The following is an 18712-nucleotide window of genomic DNA, read 5'->3' as shown; positions in this document are numbered from 1 at the left end:
GGAGGAGGTCGCCCGCCGGGAGGCCGAGCGCACGGCCCGGCGGGACGCCGAGCGCGACGCCGCACGGGCACGGGCGCGGGCCGAGCAGAGCCGCGCCGACGAGCGCGGTCTCGACGAGGTGCGGACCCTCCTCGACGAGGCCCGGCGGTCCGGCGCCCCGGCCGGGCTCGACGACCTGGAAGGGCGGTGGGCCGGCCTGCGGGAGCGGGCGGCCCGCGGCGAGCAGCTCGGCGGCGCGGTGGAGGAGCTGCGCGGCCGGGTCGTGAGCCTGGGCCCCCCGGAGGCCGGCGCGGCCGGTACGGAGGACGGCGCCGCCGTACTCGCCGGGCTGGAGCGCCGCTTCGCCGCGGCCGGGGCGGACGGCGCCGCCCTCGACCCGGACGGCCACCGGCGCTGCACCGACCTGCGCGACCAGTTCCGCGCCGCCGCCGCGGCCGTCCGGCGGGTCCGCTTCGAGGCGCTGCGCGGCACCGCAGAACACGCCTTCGCCCGGCACGCGGCGGCGGTCGGCCAGGCGCGGGAGGCCGCCGCGCGGGAGGCCGGCGAGGCGCCGCCGCGCGCGGGAGAGGAGGCGGCAGAGGAGGCGGCGGAAGCGGAAGCGGAGGCCGGAGCGGAGACGGAAGCGAAGACGGTGCGGGCGGAAGCCGCGGAGCGCGAGCGCGCCGAGGCCGTGGAGGCGGCGCTGGAACTGGCGCTCGCGGAGGCCGCGGAACGCCTCGACGCCGTACGCCCCGCGGCCGAGGGCGTCGTGGACACCGCCGCCGACCTGGGCGCCCCGGAGATCGCCGACGACGTCGCGGACGCCCTGCGCACGGCCACCGAGGCGCTCGCCGCCCGCTCGGCGGCCGGTGCGCTCGCGGCGGTCGCCGGGGTCGAGCGGCTGCTGCCCGACGCCGAACGCCGGCTGGACGAGCTGGAGCTGGCCGACGAGCGGCGCCGCGACCTGGTGGCGGCGCTCAAGGACGCCATGACCGACGAGGGCTTCGCCTTCGAGGGCGGGGAGAGCGAAGGCGACAGCTTCCGGCTGCACTTCACGCGGCCGACCGGAGCCGCGTACGAGGCGACGGTCGCCAGCGAGGACGACGGCACCCCGGTCCTCGTCTACCACGTGGCGGGCGAGCCGGACGTGACGCTGTCCGCGCCCGGGGCCGAGGCGGTGTGCGACGCCACCGAGGCGCTGCTGGAGCGCGTGCACGGCTCGCTGGGCGGCGACGACGGCTTCGTACCGGGCGAGCTGACCTGGGACGGCAAGCCGCCGGACCGGCGGGCCGAGCCGCTGCCGCACGACACCTCCTGGAGGTGGACGGCGCCGTGACCGCGGTCGACTTCACGAAGAGCGGCGACGAGGGCCGCGACGAGGACGCGGGCGCGCCGGGGCCGGTGACCGCCGACGGCATGATGCCCCTGTGGGCGGTGTCGCTCGGCTGGGAGCTGCGGCGCGGCCGCCAGGTGGTCCTCAGCGGGCAGATCCGGGACCGCTGGTGGTTCGACGACGCGCCCGCCGACTTCCGGGCGGTGGTCGCGGGGGTGCTGGAGGCCCGCGGCGCCGACGTGGTGGGCTGGTGGGATCCGGTGGCCGGACTCACCTTCCCGCTGCCGGACCACGCGGAACGCTTCGCGGAGCTGGCGGCGGACCGGCCCCGTACGGCCGCCGGGAACAGCGGCCGGCCCGCCGGCGGTGGGGAGCGGCCGGGCGGCGAGCCGCGCACCCGGCGCGGCGCCGAACGCGAGCGGGACCGCGCCGGTCTGCTCGCCCCGCGCCGGGCCGCCGCCGGGTGGTCGTTCGACGACGTGGTCGCCGCCGTGCACCGCGTCGTCGCCTCGCCCGACACCGCCACGGCCTTCGTCTTCCAGGACGTCGACCACCATCTCCCGCCCGGCCGGCCGGAGTCGAACGCCGGCTATCTGCGGCTGCGCGCGGCGATGGCCGACGCCGTGACCCCCCGCGCCGCTCCCCCGGACCGCCGGCCGCACGCCCGCAACGCCGTGCTCTGCGCGGTCGGCGACGTCGGCCGGCTGCCCGGCTGGTTCCACCTGGAGGACCCCCGGATCGCCACCCTGCACATCGGCCCGCCGGACCCGGGCGAGCGCCGGCTGTGGCTGACCTGGCTGCGGGACCGCTTCAACGGCGCCGCCGACGCCACCCGGAACGAGGTGGAGGCGCTGGTCGGCGCGACCGACGGGATGTCCGGCTGGGACATCGACGCCCTCGCGCGGACGTCGTGGCTGCGCGACGCCCCCGTGCAGAAGCCGGACAAGCTGCTGGAGGTGCACCGGCTGAACGTGAGCGTCGACCCGTGGACCCAGCTGGACCGGGAGACCGTCGCCCGCGCGGCCGACGTGCTGGGCACCCGGGTGGTCGGGCAGCGGAAGGCCGTCGACGCGGTGGCCGCCGCGCTCCAGGCCGCGTTCGTGGGCGTCGACTTCGGCGGCTCCGGCACCGCCCGCCCGCGCGGCGCGTTCTTCTTCGTCGGCCCGACCGGCGTGGGCAAGACCGAACTCGCCAAGGCCGTCGCCGAGCTGATGTTCGGCGACCAGAGCGCGTACGCCCGCTTCGACATGAGCGAGTACCGGATGGAGCACGCGGCCGAGCGGCTCGCGGGGGCCCCGCCCGGCTACATCGGCCACGAGCAGGGCGGGGAGCTGACCCGGCGGGTCCGGGAACGGCCGTTCAGCGTCCTCCTCTTCGACGAGATCGAGAAGGCGCACCCCCGGGTGCTGGACAAGTTCCTGCAGATCCTGGAGGACGGCCGCCTCACCGACGGCCGCGGCCAGACCGCCTACTTCTCCCAGTGCCTGATCATCTTCACCTCCAACACCGGTGCGGAGGCCGTCCAGGACCTGCTGTACGAAGGCGACGACGACCTGCCGTACGGCGTGCTGGAGGCGCACTTCACCCGGGCCGTGGAAGAGAAGTTCCGGCAGATCGGCCGGCCGGAGATCTACGGCCGGCTCAAGCCCGGCGTGGTCGTCTTCGACATGCTGCGCCGCGAGCACATCGTGAAGATCGCCGACCGGCTGCTGGGCCAGCTCGCGGAGTCCGTCCGCGAGCGCCACCGGGTCGTCCTCGTGCCCGACACGGACTCGCTGCACCCCTGGATCACGGAGCGGATGAGCGACCCGGAGCACCAGGCGTACGGCGGGCGCCAGATCCGCAACGAGATGGAGCGGCTGCGGGCGGCCGTCGTCACCCACTTCCTGGCCCGCAGGCCCGCCCCGGGCAGCCGGCTCCGGCTCGGCGTCGACGCCGACGGCACCGCGTGGGTCAGGACCGGGGAAGGGGAGCGCTGAACATGCTCGGTATCGCCCTGGGCCACCGCGTGGCCCGGATCGGCCGGACCGGCCCGGACGGCCGCCCGGAGATGACGGTCACGGACCTTCAGGACGCGGACGGCGTCGCCGACCCGGCCGCCGCGCTGGCGGTGCTGACGGCAGGCGCCGCCGGGGCCGCCGGGACCGCCGGCGAGGAGGCCGTGTTCGGCCTGCCCGCGTCCGCCGGCCGCGGGGCCGAGGCCCGGCTGCGCAGCGCCCTCGAGGGCGCCGGTCTCACCGTCGGGCGGATCGTGCCGGAACCGGTCGCGGCGGCCGTGCACTACGGCGCGATCAGCGAGGGCGTACGCCGTACGGTCCTGGTGGTCGACCGGACCGCCGCGGCGGTCGCCCTGACCGTCCTGGACATCGCGCCGAACCTGACGGTCCGCGTCGTCAGCACGCACACCGAGGATCCGGCCGCCGACCGCGCGCTCCCGGCCGTGGCCCGGGTGCTGGCCGAGACGCTGCCGGACGCCGTGCTCCTGTCCGGGGAGCACTACGCCGCACCCGGCCACCGCGAGGAGATCGAGAGCCTGCCCGGGGCCCGGGGGGTGACGGTCCGCTGCACCGATCCCGAACTGGCCGTCGTCCACGGCCTCCTGCGGCTGGACGACGACTTCGGTCCGTTGCGCGTCACGACCGGCCCGGCGCCGGCGCGTACCGGGTTCTCCGCCCCTCTGGAAGACCCCGAGCCGCACGCCTGGAGGCAGCCGCCCGACGACCCCGAGCCCCGGCGGACCGGCCCCGCCCCGGCCGGGGCGGCCGGACGGCACGAAGACGGCGCGGCGCCCGCGGAGGTGCCGACCGCGCCCACCGGTGCCGGCACCGAGCCCGGGCCGGAGCCGGAGCGCGAGCCGGAACCGGCGCAGGAGCAGGAGCCCGGACCGGAGCCGGAGCACGGACCGGAACCGGCGCAGGAGCCGGAGCCCGCACCGGAACCGGGACCCCGGCCGGAGCCGGAGCCCGCCCCGCGGCCGGAACCGCGACCGGCCCCCGGACCGGAGCCCGCGCCCGCCCCGGAGACCGGCGCCCTCCACTCCGTACCCGTCACACAACTCCAGGCCATGCGCCGGGACGACCACCTCCTCGTCCTCTGGGCCTGGCCCGACTCCGCCCTGACCGCGCGCGTCCGCTGGCGCCGCGAGGACGCGGCGGCCACCGGCGACGGGCCGCGCGACGGCGACATCCGCTGCCAGCGCCGCGTCTACGAACACGACGGCGGGCTGGACCTCCACGTCGGCCGGGGCGCCGTCACGCTCACCGTCGAGGCCCTGGTCCCCGACCCCGCCGTCGACACCGAGGGCGCCGCCGCCCTGCGCGTCCCGGCCGAACCGCCCATCGTCGAGTACGAGCCGTCCCTGCGCCGCCGGCTCACCGGCGGCCGCGTCGCGACGGTCACCTTCACGGCCCGTACCGGCTGCGACCTCCCCGCGCTCCGGATCGTCCACGGACTCGGCCGCTACCGCCCCACCAGCACGGCCGAGGGAACCGTCCTGTACGAGGTCCCCGCCCAGCGCCTCCCGGCCGGCACCCCGCTCACCGTGGAGTTCCCGCTGCCCGGCACCCGGGGGCCGTCCTGGCTCGTCTGCTTCCCCGCCGACGGCCCCGCGTCCGGCCGGGATCGCGACCGCGACCGGGGCGGGGACCGGGAACCCGACATCGACATCCGCCCCACGGCGCTGCACCGGCTGCGAGTGACCTGAATGGCCAGAAGACTCACCTGCCCCTACTGCTACGAGACGCTCGTCCCGCGGGAGATCCGGTTCCGCTGCCACAGCCGGCTCAGCCGCACCGGCAGACAGTGCCGGCGCCGCCGCGACCCGGTCCTCGACGAGCGCTTCGGCCGCCGCCCCAGCCACGACGTGGGGCCGGACTTCGCCGCCGACGGCCGCAGGCCGACGGCGGTCTGCCCGGACTGCGACGGCGAGACGACGTACCGCATCTGCCCGGTCTGCCACGTCGAACTGCCGGTGCAGTTCGGCATGGTGGAGAACCGGCTGATCGCCATGGTGGGCGCCCGGTCCTCCGGCAAGACCATCTACATGACCGTGCTGCTGCACGAGATGCGCCACCGGGTCGGCGAGGCGTTCGGCGCCGCGCTGATGGGCCTGGACGACGCCACCATGCGCCGTTACGGCTCCGAGTACGAGGACCGGCTCTACCGGGACCGGCGGATGTTCCCGCCCACGCAGACCGCGACCACCAACGCCAACCGGGTCGAACCCCTGGTGTTCCGCTTCGGGCTGCGCCGCAGGAGGCTCTTCGGGGAGCGGCCGCAGCACACCGTGCTGTCGTTCTTCGACACGGCGGGCGAGGACTTCAACAGCCGGGAGAGCGTCGAGCTGAACACCCGCTACCTGACCAACGCCGACGGCATCATCCTGCTGCTCGACCCGCTCCAGATGCCGGGCGCCCGGGACCTGGCGGCACCGGGCACCGCGCTGCCCGGCCTCGACGGCATCGACCCGCCGATCAGCCTGCTGAGCCGGGTGAGCAGCATGCTGCTGGCCGCCCGGGGCGGCCGGGCCGTGCGCATCGACACCCCGATCGCCGTGGTCTTCTCCAAGATGGACGCCTTCTGGCACCTGCTGGAGAACGGCAGCCCGCTGCGGTCGCACGCGCCCGCGCGCGGCCGCTTCGAGGTCGGCGACAGCCTCAGCGTCCACGAGGAGGTGCGCCGGCTGCTCAAGGACTGGGACGGGGTGCCGATCGACCAGTCGCTGGAGAACACCTTCGCCCGCTACCGCTACTTCGGCGTCTCCTCGCTGGGCCGCAGCGCCACCCCCGACGCCCGGGTCGCCGACACCGGCATCCAGCCCTACCGGGTCGCGGACCCGCTGCTGTGGCTGCTCAGCGAGTTCGGTTCGGTGCCGAAGGCGGGCCGGGGATGAGCGGCTTCCAGCAGCTCTACTACACCTCCTGCGAACACGGGCTCAGCGGCTCCGCCGGCTTCCAGTTCAACGCGGTGAGCGAGGGGGTGTCGGCCGAGACCCGGCACCGGGTGGAGGGGCTGGCCGGGTACGAACCCCCGCGCGCCCTGGTCGAGTCGGACACCGCAGAGCTCCTGGCCCGCTGCCCCGTCAACCTCTGCCACACCCCCGGCCGGCCGGGCGGCGTGACCACGCTGTGCGTGCGGTACGCCGGCCGGGACTCGGCGCGCCGCTTCGGCAACTACTTCGCCCACGCCCTGCACACCGAGGGCGAGTTCACCCGGGACAGCGGCGGGCTGCTGGCGATCGAGCTGTGGGACTCCCCGCTGTGGACGTCCCGGGTCGCCGCGACCACCGAGATCCCGGAGCTGTCCGCGCCCCTGCCGCGCGGCCCGCTGTCCCCCCGTTCCGTACGCGCCTTCCTGCGCGCGCACCCGCACGCGGAGCAGTTGCCCGCCCTGCTGGCCGCGGTGTTCGCGGCGCTCGCCGAGGACGGCTCGGTGGTGGTGGTCGACGAGTCGACCGACCGGATCGCGCACTGGTTCGCGGCGGTCTCGTACCTGCTGCCGCCCGCGACGGCCCGCTCCCTGTCCTTCGCCACCTACGTCTTCCGCCCCGCCCGCAGCCGCCTGCACCTGATCGGCTCGGTGCCCGGGGCGGACCTCGCGTTCGGCCCCGACGACGGGGAGTCGTACACGGTCTTCGACTTCTCCGCGGGCCGGTTCCCGGAGGTCGTGCCCGCCCCTCCCCTGGTGCACCTGCTGACCCGGATCGGGGTCGGCTCGGTGCGCTCGGTGTGGTCCTGGACCGCCGAGTACACGGACGGCGAGGAGCGGCACCCCGCCGACTGGCACGCCCCGGTGGCGGCGGCCGCGGCGGCCGGCGGCGTCGGGCCTGCCGGCCCCGACGTCCGCGCGGTGATCGACTGGCTGCCCGGCGCGGACCACCTCGGGCCGCGCCGGGCGGCGGTGGCGGCGGACATCCACGACAAGCACCGGGAGCTGGACGACGACCGGCTGGCGGTGCTGAGCGCCGCCGCCCGGGCGGGCGGCGACACCGCGCTCCACCGGGAGCTGGAGGGCCGGCTCCACCGCTCCCGGATCCGCGCCTACGCGTCCGGCGCGCCGGACGCGCCGGATCCCGTGCCGCTCACCGACCCCGCCGAGCGGGCGGAGGGCACGGCGCTGTGGCACAGCCTGCTCGGCGAGGCCACCACGACCCGCCGGCGGGTCCGGCTGCTGCTGTGGGCGGCGGGGGCGCGGCTCGACGTGCCGGCGGAGGTGCTCGCGGCCGAGAGCCGGGACGCGGCCCGCGCCCTCCTCGGCGTCCCGGGCGCGGGGGCGGCGCTGGAGCAGGACGTCGCGTACCTGGTCCGCGTCCTCCCGGAGTTCCGGGCCGCGCTCGCGGCCGCGGTGCGGGAGGCGCTGGAGGCGCGGGGCGGTCAGGAGCAGCTCTTCGCCCAGTTCCCCGCCCAACTGCTGGAGGAGAAGGACCTGGAGGGCCAGCCCCGGCTGCTGGAGCACTACTGGCGAGCGCAGGCCGAGCGGAACCCCGCGCGCACGGTCGACCTGCTCTTCCGGATCCTGGCGGTACGCGGCGAGCCCGCGCCGGACGCGGAGCTGCTGCGCGGGCTGTGGCGGCGGCCGTCGCCGGCCTGGCGGCACGGGGAGGCGACCGAGATCGCCCGCCGGCTGCCCGCGGACCGGCCGCCGGGCGACGCGGTCGCCGAGTGGTTCGACCGCTCGGTGAAGCAGCCGATCGACGACGAGCGCGCCCTGCGGCCCTGCCTGGAGCTGTGCGCCGTGCTCGCCGCGCCCCGCCGCTACGCCTGGCTGAAGCCGGTCACCCAGGAGTGCGTACGGATCACGCTCGAACTGGACGCGGCGCTGGGCGCGGCCACCGAGGCCACCGCGCTCGCCCGCGCCTTCCGGATTCCGCAGATCGACGCCTGGGCGCCGACGCTCGCGCTGAAGCGCCACCGGCTCGTCCCCGCCATGCTCCGGCTGCCCGCCGACCCGCGCCTGCTGGCCGCGGAGATCGGCGAGTTCGACCACTCGACCGCCGACGGCTACCTGCGCGCCGTGCACCGGGCCACCCTGTCCTCGTCCGCCGTCGGCGACGTGCTGTTCAGCCATCTCACCGGTCTCCTCGCGGCCTACGGCGCCCGGGCCCGGATGGCGCACGGCCACCGGGAACTCGTCGAGGCGGTGCACCTGCACCTCACCGGGCGGTGGTCCGCCCCGCAGCTGGAGCGGATGTCCCGCGCGCTGAAGCGCTGCGGCTCGGAACTCGCCGGCGCCTACGCGGAGCACGCCGAGCAGCGGCTCGGCCGGCTGCAGAAGTGGAGCCGCCGGCGGAGCCGGCGGCGGCCCCCGGACGGCTCCCGGCCGGAGCGGGGGTGACCGCCGGTGTCCGACATCGTGATGTTCGTCCTCGTCCCGGCCGTCTACCTGGCCCTGCTGCTGCTCTATCTGTTCGTCGCGCCGTTCATCGCCGCCCTGCGCGCCCTCGCCCTGCTCAGCGAACTGGTCTGGCGCTACGCCCGGCTGCTGGACGGGGTGCTGCGCCGGCGCACCCCCGAGTTCGTCACCCTCCCGCCGTACCGCCCCGCCGAGGAGACGGCCTACCGCACCTACTTCTACGGCCCCGCCACCCGCGACCTGCGCCAGCTCCTCACCCTGGGGCGGCGGCTGTACGTCCGCACGGTCGCGGACGCCTGCCGGCGCGTGGCCGCCGCCCAGTTCACCGCGCCGACCGTGCACCGGGCCGTCTCGGTGCCGTACGGCGTGACCCTCCTCGTCGGCCTCGGCGCCGGCGCCGTCCTCGGCGCGCCCCTGCTGGGGCTGCTGTTCGGCGTCCAGGCGCTCGGGGTGGCGCTGCTGGCGGGCGGCGCCCGGCTGACCGCGCTCACCCTGCGGGCCGCGGACCGGACGGTGCTGGTCCTGCGCGGGCTGCCGCGCGGCATGCTCTGCCCCAGCTGCTTCGAGCGGGTCCCGTATCCGCAGTACGAGTGCCCCCGCGCGAGCTGCCGGCGCCGGCACGTGGACATCCGGCCGGGCACCTTCGGGCTCTTCCGGCGCCGGTGCGCCTGCTCCGCCCGGATGCCGACGCTGCTGATGCTGATGGGCAGGGACGCCCGGCTGAGCGGCTTCTGCGTCCACCCGGCCTGCGGCAGGCCCATGAACCCGGACGCCGGGCACATGCCCGAGCTGATCCTGCCGCTGGTCGGCGGCCGGGCCGCGGGCAAGACGCAGCTGATGGCGGCGATGGTGAAGGCGATGGAGGACGCGGCGGCGGGCGGCGGACCGGCGGTCCGGCTCGCGGATCCCGAGACGAGCGCCAGCCAGCGGGTGCTGACCGACGTCCTGGTGATCCAGGGCCACCCCCGCCCCACCCAGAAGGCGCTGCCCCGGGCCCACTCCCTGGTGCGCGGCAGCGGCCGCGGCGAACGCCTCGTCCACATCTTCGACACGGCCGGGGAGCGGTTCCTGAACCGCGAGGAGACCGACGCGCTGCGCTACGTCCGCGAGGCCGGCACCTTCGTCCTCGTCCTCGACCCGATGTCCGTCGCGGAGTTCTGGACCCGCCTCGACCCGGCGGGCCCGCGGGTGGACCGCACGCTGGCCTCGACGGTCGACCCGGAGGACGTGTTCGCCCACGCGGTCACGGCGACCCGCACCATGGGCGCCCGGCTGGACCGGGCCCGGCTCGGCGTCGCCGTCAGCAAGCGCGACCTGCTCACCGGGCAGCCCGCCCTGCTGCCCGAGCGCCCGGACGACAGCGCCGCGGTCCGGGGCTGGCTGTGCGAGCGGCTGGGGCTGCGGAACCTGGTGGAGTCGATGGAGCTGGAGTTCGGCGAGGTGCGGTTCTTCTGCACGGCGGCGGTGGCGGACGCGGAGGGGCGCGTGGACCCCAGCATTCCGGTGTTCGTCGACTGGTGTCTGGACGAGTGAGGCCGCCGGGTGCGGCTCACCGGCCGCGCCGGCGGCGGGTGCGGAGGCGGAAGACGAGCAGGCCGGCGGCGGTGAAGCCGGCCGCCCAGAGCAGGCCGAGGGCGAGGTGCGCCCACAGCGCGCTGTGGTCGAAGGCGCCGGCGACGGCGAACTGCGTCGGGCCGAAGGAGGGCAGCCACTGCAGTACCGGCTCGTTGGCCAGCGGGTTGCCCAGCGGATTCTGCAGGAACGTGTCCAGCAGCCCGCCCATGATGATCAGGAAGAAGCCTTCCAGGTCGTTCTTGACCAGCACGCCGAGCAGGAGCCCGAAGGCGCCGTAGGTGAGCGCCATGACGGTGAAGCCGGCCAGGATCGCCGACCAGCCCGCGGGGCCGGGCCGCCAGTAGGCGAGCAGCACCACCGCGGTGTACGTCGCGACGGCGGCGCTGACCAGGGCGATGGACAGGGACTTGGCGCCGACGAGACGGGACTGCCGGTAGCCGGCGAAGACCAGGCGGCGGTCGAAGACCAGGGTCCTGCGTACGGCGTCGAAGACGGCGAAGCCCGTGATCATGGTGAGGGCGTTGAGCCCGGCGGTGATCAGCGTCAGGTCGGCGGCGTCGACGACGAGCGTCTCGCCGGTGGCGAAGAGCCTGAAGTGCAGCGGCTTGTCCTCGCCGGCGGCCATGGCGCGCATGGCGGCGAACCAGACGGGGACGAAGCCCACCAGCAGCAGCGCCGCCATCCGGTTGCGGACCTGGTTGCGCAGGGAGAAGCGCAGCGCGGTGGGGAATTGCCCGTAGCCCGGGGCCGGCGTCGTGTCAGGCGCGGACATGGTCGTCCTCCGGGTGGTGGGCGCGGGGGCGGATCCGGCCGTCGACGAGTTCGGCGAGCTGGTCGAACCGCTCCTGTTCGAACACGAGATGGGTGATCACCACGATCGCCCTGCCGCGGTCGCGGAGGGTCTGGACGAGGTCCCAGAAGTGCAGGTAGGTCTCCCAGTCGAAGCCCTGGTACGGCTCGTCGAGCAGCAGCACGTCGGGGTCGTGGAGCAGGGCGAGGGCGAGGTTGACCTTCTGGCGGGTGCCGCCCGACATCTCGCCCACCGAGGTGCGCAGATACCGCTCGCCGCCCAGCTCGCGCAGCAGCTCCAGGCCGCGCTCGGTGCCGGGCAGCCGGTAGGCGGCGGCGAAGTAGCGCAGGTGCTGCTCCGCGGTCAGGCTGGGGCTGAGCACCGGCTCCTGCGGGCAGTAGCCGAGCCGGCCGTGGACGCGGACCTCGCCGCGGTCCGGCGGCTGGATGCCGGCCAGCGCCTTCAGCAGCGTGGACTTGCCGGAGCCGTTCTCGCCGACGACGGCGACGAGTTCGCCCCGCCGTACCGTGAGGTCGGCGCCGCGGAGCACGCGGTGCCGTCCGTACGCCTTGTGCACGTCCCGCGCCTGCAGCGCGGTCTCCGTCCGGGTGGTCACGCGGTTCCCTCCTCTTCCGGCTCCCGTTCCGGCTCCTCCTCCGGCGTCGCCAGGAGCCCGCCGCCGTAGATCGCGAGCATCTCCGGCGCCCAGCGCACGACGCCCTCCTCCGACAGCGGGTCCGTGCCCAGCACCCCGGTCAGGTGGTCGCGCAGCAGGAACACGGCCAGGTCGTTGGCGAGCAGGAAGGCGGCACGCACCTCCGGGTCCCGGCCGCGCGCTGCCACCCCGGCCTCCGCCAGCGCGGCCAGGGTCCGCCCGCTCAGCTCGAAGAGGCCGCGGAACAGGGCGCGGGACGCCTCGCCGCCGGTCAGCAGCAGGCGCCGCAGGTAGGCGCCCAGGGGCAGGTCCGCGGGCAGGTGCCGCAGCAGGGCCTCGGACAGCGTCCCGCCCGCCGCGGGGTCGGTCAGCATCGCCGACCCCTCGCCGGTCAGTTCGCCGAGCAGCGCCTCGAACGTCGCCACCACGTACGCGTCGACCTCGCGGCGCAGCCCGTCCTTCCCGCCGAAGTGGTGCACCACCAGCGCCGGCGACACCCCGGCGGCGGCGGCGACCTGCCGCACGCTCACCGCATCCGGGTCCCGCTCGGCGAACAGCCGCAGCGCCTCGTCGCGGATGGCGGCCCGTGCGGTGCGGTCGTCAGGGATTGAACGCATGTACAGCATGCTAAACGACTGTTCAGCACCACGGCAAGCAGGCCCGGAGGAGGCATGGGAAACCCCTGGTCAAATCCCGGTTCCGGCCGCCGCCTCAGAGGCTCCGGCCGGGCAGGCGCAGGAGGTTCAGGCGGTACTCCTCGACCTGCGGCAGGCCCTGCTCGGCGAGCCCGGCGAGCATCTCCCGGTACTCGGCGGGCAGCGCCCGGCGCATGGGCTCCGGCAGGCTGGTGAGCGTGTGCGAGTCGAGCACCCGGGCGCCGGGGCGCCAGCCGGCCACCTCCGCGGGGTCCGCGCACGCCCACCGCATCCGGGCCTCGACCTTGCTCAGCGCGTCGTGCGACTCCTGCGTGCCGACGATCCCCGGGCCCGCGGTGTCCAGGGCCAGCAGGGCGCCGGGGAACCGGGCGCCGGCCAGGTCCACGACCCGGCGCACCTCCGCCTCCGGCAGGAACGGCAGCACCGCCTCGGCGGCGAGGAAGTACGGCCCCGCGCCGCCCAGCGCGACCGCCTCGTCCGCCCACGAGCCGTCCGTCACCGAGGCGGCGAGCATCCGGCGGCGGCCGGTGTCGGCGAAGAGCGTCCGGCGCAGCTCGATCACGTCGGGCAGGTCGAACTCCAGCCAGCGCGCGGTACCGTTGTCGACGCGCTCGAAACGGGTGTTGAGCCCGGTGCCGATCTCGACCACGGTGCCGTCCGGGTGGGCGGCGAGGAACTCCCGCACCCACCGGTCGAACAGCGCGGTGCGCAGCACCGTGCCGGTCAGGCTCGCCAGGCCGTCGAAGCGGGCGAAGTCATAGGCGAGCGAGGCGACGATCTCCTCGGCCCGCGGGTCCCGCAGGGCGGGCTCGGCCCTGCCGTTCTCCACGGCGCGTCCGTAGAGGGGGATCAGCAACGTCTCCTGGACCGGGCCCAGGTCGATGCGGTGTCGGGTCACGGGTGCCTCCTGCGTGCGGGTCGGCGGGTCACGGGGCCGGGTCTTCGGCGCACGACCGGCGTTATCGATAATGATTTCCATTTTTATAGCACGCCCGGGGCAGGGGCGGCGGCGACCCTTGTCAACCGCCTCGGCGCCTTCTATCGTCTCCACGACTGGGAGCGCTCCCACAGTCCCCCACCTGAAGGAGCACCACGGATATGAGATCAGTGAAGCCCCGTATACGCGCCCTCGGAGCGGCGGCCCTCCTCGCCCTCGGCTCCCTGACCGCGTCCCTGACGACCGCCGAGGCGTCCCCGGCCGCCGCCCAGGCGGAGATCTGCGAGAAGTACGGCACCACGACGATCCAGAACAGGTACGTGGTGCAGAACAACGCCTGGGGCACGGACCAGACGCAGTGCATCACCACCACCGACAGCGGCTTCCGCATCACGCGGGCGGACGGCAGCGCCCCCACCAACGGCGCCCCGAAGTCGTACCCGTCGGTCTACCTCGGCTGCCACTACTCCAACTGCTCGCCGGGCAGCAACCTGCCGCGGCAGATCGGGTCGATCTCCAGCGCGCCCAGCCAGGTCTCCTACTCCTACGTCGACAACGCCGTCTACAACGCCTCGTTCGACATCTGGCTGGACCCGGAGCCGCGGACCAACGGGGTGAACCGGACCGAGATCATGATCTGGCTCAACCGCGTCGGGCCGATCCAGCCCATCGGCTCACCGGTCGGCACCGCCCAGGTCGCGGGCCACACCTGGGAGGTGTGGCGGGGCAGCAACGGGGCGAACGACGTGATCTCCTTCGTCGCGCCCGCCACGGTCCACAGCCTCACCTTCGACCTGAGGGACTTCATCGACCGGGCGATCGACGCGGGGCTGGCCACGGACCAGTGGTACCTGACCAGCGTCCAGGCGGGCTTCGAGCCCTGGGAGGGCGGCACCGGCCTCGGCGTGAACTCGTTCTCGGCGTCGGTCAACTGACGGTGCAGGCCGCCGCCCGCGGGCACGGTACGTCCCCGCGGGCGGCGGCGGCACGCCGGCGTCACGGCAGCGCGGTCACGCGCTGCAGGAGACGGTGGGCCAGTTCCAGTTGCCGTTGGCCTGGATGGTCACGCCCCAGTTGTTGCCGTTGCCGTTGGGGCGGGCGACCAGCGTCTGGGCATCGGGCCAGTTGGCGCTGATGTTCCAGGTGGCGATGATCTTCGCGGGTGAGGGGACGTTCATCGTCACGGTCCAGTTGCTGGAGCCGGACGTGGCGACGTTGAGGTTGTACCGGTCGCCCCACCGCTCCCCCGCGGACAGGGTCGAGGTGCAGCCCCCGGGCTGACCGGGGTTGTCGTCGCCACCACCGGTGCCGCCCACCGTGATGTTCGAGTTGCCGCTGCTCTGGTAGCCCTCGGTGGCCATGATCATGTAGTAGTTGAAGCTGCCCAGGTTCATCCCGGCCCGGGCCCAGGCGTCGAAGTGGTTGCCGGTGTTGATGGTGCCGCCGGTGCGCCTGCCGCGGTTGACGCTCCAGTACTGCGGGAAGGTCTTGTTGTCGCCTTCGATGGACGGAGCGTTGTACCGCATCGTGTGGTACAGGTCGTACGTGACGCCGTCGCTGCTCACCGAGCCCCGGTTGTCACCGGTGGGGCGGTAGGAGCCGTAGTTGTCGACGATGTAGTACTCGACGAGCGGGTTCGAGGTCCAGCCGTAGAGGCAGAGGTAGCCGTTGCCGGACGGGTTGAAGCTGCCGGAGTAGCTCACGTTGCGGCGGCTGCCGTTGCTCCAGCCCTTGCCGCAGACGAAGTTGCCGGTGTTCTGCCAGGAGGTGCTGTACTGCCCGCCGGACCCCATGGTCATGGAGACCGTGTTCTGGCTGTCGGTCCAGAACGAGAAGAAGTAGCCGTTGTGCGTGCCGGTCTGGTTGGTGGTGACCGTCTGCGCGTGCGCCGTGCCGGGCAGCAGCAGCGGCGACGCCGCCGCCACGGCCAGGCCGCCGGCGCCGGCGGCGACGAATCGTCTTCGGCTGAGCGAGCGGGCGGGTTCGTGGTGCATGTCCATGCTTCCTCCTCGACGAAGGCTGGAGAGGGACAGACAGCGTGATGTGACGTGCGGTGACGCGGATGGGCAGCGACGAACGCCTGCCGATGTCACAGAAGTTGCCTCAGACCGGACGGGGCTGTCAACAGTTTCTGCCGCAGTTTCGCAAGTTTCGACGCCGCCCAATTCGGTATCGCCGCTGCTCACTTGGACACAAAGGAACAGGAGCCGCTTCCTCCGCAAAGGATCTCGCCGAATCCTTGATCGTCACACCGGCGAGGCAGTCGAACTTTTCGATGTGATCTACGAAAATCCTCGGAAACGCGCAGGTCCGGCTCACCGGCCTCCCGGCAACCCGGCGCTACTTCAGGTGCCGGTCCAGGAACCGGCAGCCGTCCTCCAGCTCGAACCACGGGGTGCCGGTGTGGCCTCCCGGGTTGGCGTGCAGCGTCTTCTCCTTGCTGCCGAAGGCGCCGAACAGGTCGAGGGCGCGTTGCCGGGGGTTCGCTTCGTCGTCCCACTGCAGCAGGAAGAGCAGCGGAACGGTGACCTGCCGGGCCTCCTCGCGCTGGGCGCGGGGCACGTATCCCCCGGCGTGGAAGCCCGCGGCCGCGAGGCGCGGCTCGGTCACCGCCAGCCGGATGCCGAGGGCGGCCCATCCCCCGGAGTATCCGACGGGGCCGTCGATCCCGGGCAGTTCGAGGAGGGCGTCCAGGGTGGTCCGCCACTCCGGGGCCGCCTTCTCGACCAGCGGGCCGACGACTGACTCCAGGAGTTCGTCGGCCGGCTCGCCGGCCTGCACGGCCCGCCGGAGGTCGGCGCGGGCCTGCTCGTCGGCGGCGGTACGGGGACGGTCGCCGCAGCCGTCGGCGTCGATGGTGGCCACCGCGTAGCCGCGCGCCGCGGTGTACCGGGCCCGGGCCGCCAGCCGGGGGTCGGCCTTGGGCAGGCCGTTGTTGTGGGCCATCAGGACCAGCGGGGCGGGCGCGGGCCCGGGCGTCCACAGGGTGCCGGGGATCTCGCCGAGGGTGAACTCGCGTTCGCGGACGCCGTCGTCGTGGCGCCGCTCGGAAGTGACGTGCATGGTCGTGCCTTTCGGGAGTGCGCGTGAAGGCGCTCCCGGACGACCTACCGCCCGGCCGTGACCCCGGAGGGGAGCACCCGTACCGATACTGCGTTCACGGGTACCACCTCCTCGTCGTCGTGCACGGCCCCCGGGAGGCTAGCAACGGCCGCCCCGGCCCGCCAACGGGATTTCGCGCTCCCCGCCGACCCCCGCCCCGCCGGTCACCCTCGGCGGGACGAACAGCAGGGCCGTGTCCGGCCGCTCCCCCGGGTCACGGCAGGTCGTCTCCGGCGGTGCCGACGCGGTCCCACTCCACGATCACGGCCTCATGGGATCCCTCCTCGGCGTCCGCTCCGGCAGGCACCTGTTCCCGCACGGGCGCTACCTGGATACACCGGGGTCCCCGGAGTACTCCCGGCGCCGCGGGCGGACGCCGCGGGGCCGCGGGGGCGTCAGGGTCGTGTCACCTGGGTAAGACCTGAGCGGCACTTCGTGTCGTGAAAGGCTCACGCTGCGCCAGCCTGCATGAGAGCTTGACGTACGCACATGCAGTCCGGGCGGGTACTCCAAGGGGACCGAATGGGGCGGGACTTACAGCGGCTGACACTGACCGAGGCCATCGAGTCGCTGCGCCGGGATCTGGAGGCCGCGCAGCGCCAGGGGGTGGGCAGGGGCATCGGCTTCAGCGTCCAGGACATCAGCGTGGAACTGGCCGTCGAGGCCGAGCGGAGCGACAGCGTGGAAGGCGGGGTGTCCTGGTACGTGACCGCCAAGGGCGGCCGGTCGCGGATCCGGCGCAACGCCACCCGGCTGGTGGTGTCGCTGAAGCCGCGCGGCACCCTCAACGTCGCGGACGACGCCGGCCGGCCGCGCAACAGCCCCGCTCCCCGAACCGGCGACACGGCGCGGTGACGGGGTGTCCGGTGCGCTTCCGCCGGAACCGCCGGAGGGCGGTCCGGCGGACGACGAAGCCGCAGACGCCGTAGCCGGGGCCGCGCAGACCCCGGACCGGCTGGTCGAGATCAGTCTGCGGAACGGCCGGGGCGAGCCCGTCGGGCACGGGTCCGGCTGGCTGCTCGACGACGACCTCGTCCTGACCGCGGCGCACGTGCTGTGGCCCGCCGCCCGCCCGGACGCCGACGAGGTGGCGATCGAGGTCAGGTGCGGGAACGTACCGCCCCATCAGCCCTGGCACCGCTGCGAGATCGTGTGGAGCGGGCTGCCGCTCCACACCGGTCCCCCGGATGCCGGTCCCCCGCATGCCGGGGAGGACGAGCCGGCCGGTCTCGACGCCGCGCTCCTGGCGGTGACCGGCTCCGGCTGGCGGCCGCCCGACCCCGGGTGCCCGCCGCGGCTGGGCTGGCAGGGTTCGAGCATCACCGAGTTCGAGGTCTTCGGCTTCCCGGCGTTCCTCCACAGCGAGCGGCACGCGTACGACGTGCACCAGTGCGGCGGACGGCTGCGGCCGGCCAACCTGAGCCGGTCGGACGTGCGGACGGTCGAGGTCGCCGCCGAGGACGCGCCCGAGATCCCGGAGGGCTGGACGGGCATCTCGGGCTCCGCGGTGCTGGTCGGCGCGGAGCGCGCGGTGATCGGTGTGGTCGTGGGCAGCGACCAGGGCAACGCCCGCAGGCTCCGGGTCCTGCCGGTGACCCGGCTGACCGCGGACCCGGAGTTCCGCCGGCGGCGGCAGGGCCACCGGCGCGGCGAGGCCCACAGCCGGCGCACGGTGCTGGCCGCGATCCGGCTGCGGCTGGAGCGGGCCGAGCGGCTGGCGGCGGCGGGCCCCGGGCGCGCGCTGCTGGAGCGGCTGCTGTCCGACGCGCTCCGGGATCCCGAAGTGGCCGCCCTCGACGGCCCCTTCCTGCTCGCCGCCCTGGTCGACCGGCTCGCCCCTATCCCCGGCGGCTTCGCCGCGCTGGCCGCCGAGTACGCCGCGTCGTACGCCGCATCGAACGCTGACGAGGACGCCACCGGCGGCGATCTCCGCTTTCTCGCCGAGGAGTGCCGCGCCCTGGAGCTGCTGGGCGCCGAGAGCTGGGGCGGACTGCGCGGGGCCCTGCGGGTCCTGGTGCAGGACGACCTCCACGGCGTCCCCGTCACCGCGCTCTACGCCCGGGCCACCGCCGGCGCCGCGGAGCCGGCGATGCCGGCGCACTGCGACGAGCCGTGGAAGGCGTTCGTGCACCTGGTGTGCGCGGGCACGGGCACCGAGGAGCTGCCGGCGGCGCTGCGCTTCCTGGAGCTGGTCGCCAGCGCGGTCGGCGGCTCGCCCGCCGACACCGTCCGGGCGCACAACCGGCGGTGGGCGGTCCGGCTGGACATCGCCGGGCGGGCGCCGGCCGACGGCGAGGCGGCGGGGGCCGCGGCGGTGGCGACGGCGGCCGGCGGC

General features: G+C 74.9%; 13 protein-coding genes and 2 pseudogenes. 9 read left to right on the top strand and 6 right to left on the bottom strand.

Annotated elements, in window-relative coordinates; translation table 11 throughout:
* The 6 genes from ABD317_RS19185 to ABD317_RS19160 all read left to right on the top strand — a co-directional run.
* Positions 1-1315 (top strand): hypothetical protein (locus ABD317_RS19185; protein ID WP_344291172.1); only part of this gene is annotated, 1315 nt, incomplete at its 5' end.
* Positions 1312-3291, top strand: coding sequence for an AAA family ATPase (locus tag ABD317_RS19180; RefSeq protein ID WP_344291171.1), 1980 nt, complete (start codon positions 1312-1314; stop codon positions 3289-3291). The genes ABD317_RS19185 and ABD317_RS19180, both read left to right, overlap by 4 nt.
* A gap of 2 nt (positions 3292-3293) precedes the next feature.
* Entirely contained in the window at positions 3294-5015 is a 1722-nt protein-coding gene (locus ABD317_RS19175) for an Hsp70 family protein (protein ID WP_344291169.1), read from the top strand.
* Entirely contained in the window at positions 5016-6203 is a 1188-nt protein-coding gene (locus tag ABD317_RS19170) for a TRAFAC clade GTPase domain-containing protein (protein ID WP_344291168.1), read from the top strand.
* The gene (locus tag ABD317_RS19165) at positions 6200-8644 is read left to right on the top strand and encodes a GTPase-associated protein 1-related protein (RefSeq protein WP_344291167.1); all 2445 of its coding nucleotides are present in this window, start codon (positions 6200-6202) and stop codon (positions 8642-8644) included. The genes ABD317_RS19170 and ABD317_RS19165 overlap by 4 nt, the downstream gene beginning before the upstream one ends.
* A gap of 6 nt (positions 8645-8650) precedes the next feature.
* Positions 8651-10195 carry a TRAFAC clade GTPase domain-containing protein gene (locus ABD317_RS19160; protein ID WP_344291166.1) on the top strand — a complete coding sequence of 515 codons (1545 nt, stop codon included), beginning with the start codon at positions 8651-8653 and terminating at the stop codon, positions 10193-10195.
* A gap of 16 nt (positions 10196-10211) precedes the next feature.
* On the opposite strand, the gene ABD317_RS19155 is transcribed toward ABD317_RS19160, so the two are convergent.
* The 4 genes from ABD317_RS19155 to ABD317_RS19140 all read right to left on the bottom strand — a co-directional run bounded on the left by ABD317_RS19155 (position 10212) and on the right by ABD317_RS19140 (position 13236).
* Positions 10212-11009: an ABC transporter permease gene (locus tag ABD317_RS19155; protein WP_344291165.1), complete on the bottom strand. Its 798-nt coding sequence runs from the start codon at positions 11007-11009 to the stop codon at positions 10212-10214.
* On the bottom strand, positions 10996-11643 hold the full coding sequence (locus tag ABD317_RS19150) for an ABC transporter ATP-binding protein (protein WP_344291164.1): 648 nt from the start codon (positions 11641-11643) through the stop codon (positions 10996-10998). Before ABD317_RS19150 ends, ABD317_RS19155 begins: the two co-directional genes overlap by 14 nt.
* Positions 11640-12299, bottom strand: a complete 660-nt coding sequence (locus ABD317_RS19145) for a TetR/AcrR family transcriptional regulator (protein ID WP_344291163.1) — start codon at positions 12297-12299, stop codon at positions 11640-11642. The genes ABD317_RS19150 and ABD317_RS19145 overlap by 4 nt, the downstream gene beginning before the upstream one ends.
* A 94-nt stretch (positions 12300-12393) precedes the next feature.
* On the bottom strand, positions 12394-13236 hold the full coding sequence (locus tag ABD317_RS19140; protein ID WP_344291162.1) for a class I SAM-dependent methyltransferase: 843 nt from the start codon (positions 13234-13236) through the stop codon (positions 12394-12396).
* A 200-nt stretch (positions 13237-13436) separates the two neighbouring features.
* On the opposite strand from ABD317_RS19140, the pseudogene ABD317_RS19135 reads away from it, so the two are divergent.
* Positions 13437-14207, top strand: a pseudogene (locus ABD317_RS19135) (GH12 family glycosyl hydrolase domain-containing protein); the annotation flags it as partial.
* Between the two features lie 78 nt (positions 14208-14285).
* On the opposite strand, the gene ABD317_RS19130 reads toward ABD317_RS19135, so the two are convergent.
* Both ABD317_RS19130 and ABD317_RS19125 read right to left on the bottom strand, forming a co-directional pair.
* Entirely contained in the window at positions 14286-15275 is a 990-nt protein-coding gene (locus ABD317_RS19130) for a glycoside hydrolase family 11 protein (protein WP_344291161.1), read from the bottom strand.
* A 340-nt stretch (positions 15276-15615) separates the two neighbouring features.
* On the bottom strand, positions 15616-16338 hold the full coding sequence (locus ABD317_RS19125) for a dienelactone hydrolase family protein (RefSeq protein ID WP_344291160.1): 723 nt from the start codon (positions 16336-16338) through the stop codon (positions 15616-15618).
* A gap of 561 nt (positions 16339-16899) precedes the next feature.
* On the opposite strand from ABD317_RS19125, the gene ABD317_RS19120 reads away from it, so the two are divergent.
* Together ABD317_RS19120 and ABD317_RS19115 are read left to right on the top strand one after the other, a co-directional pair.
* Positions 16900-17232: a trypco2 family protein gene (locus ABD317_RS19120; protein ID WP_344291159.1), complete on the top strand. Its 333-nt coding sequence runs from the start codon at positions 16900-16902 to the stop codon at positions 17230-17232.
* 4 nt (positions 17233-17236) lie between these two features.
* Positions 17237-18712, top strand: a pseudogene (locus tag ABD317_RS19115) (hypothetical protein); the annotation flags it as partial.

It is taken from the genome of Streptomyces synnematoformans (genome assembly GCF_039531005.1).
In the GTDB taxonomy this organism is placed as follows: Bacteria; Actinomycetota; Actinomycetes; order Streptomycetales; family Streptomycetaceae; genus Streptomyces; species Streptomyces synnematoformans.
The sequence above is the reverse complement of the archived record's forward strand: the minus strand, read 5'-3'. Positions and strand labels throughout refer to the sequence as shown.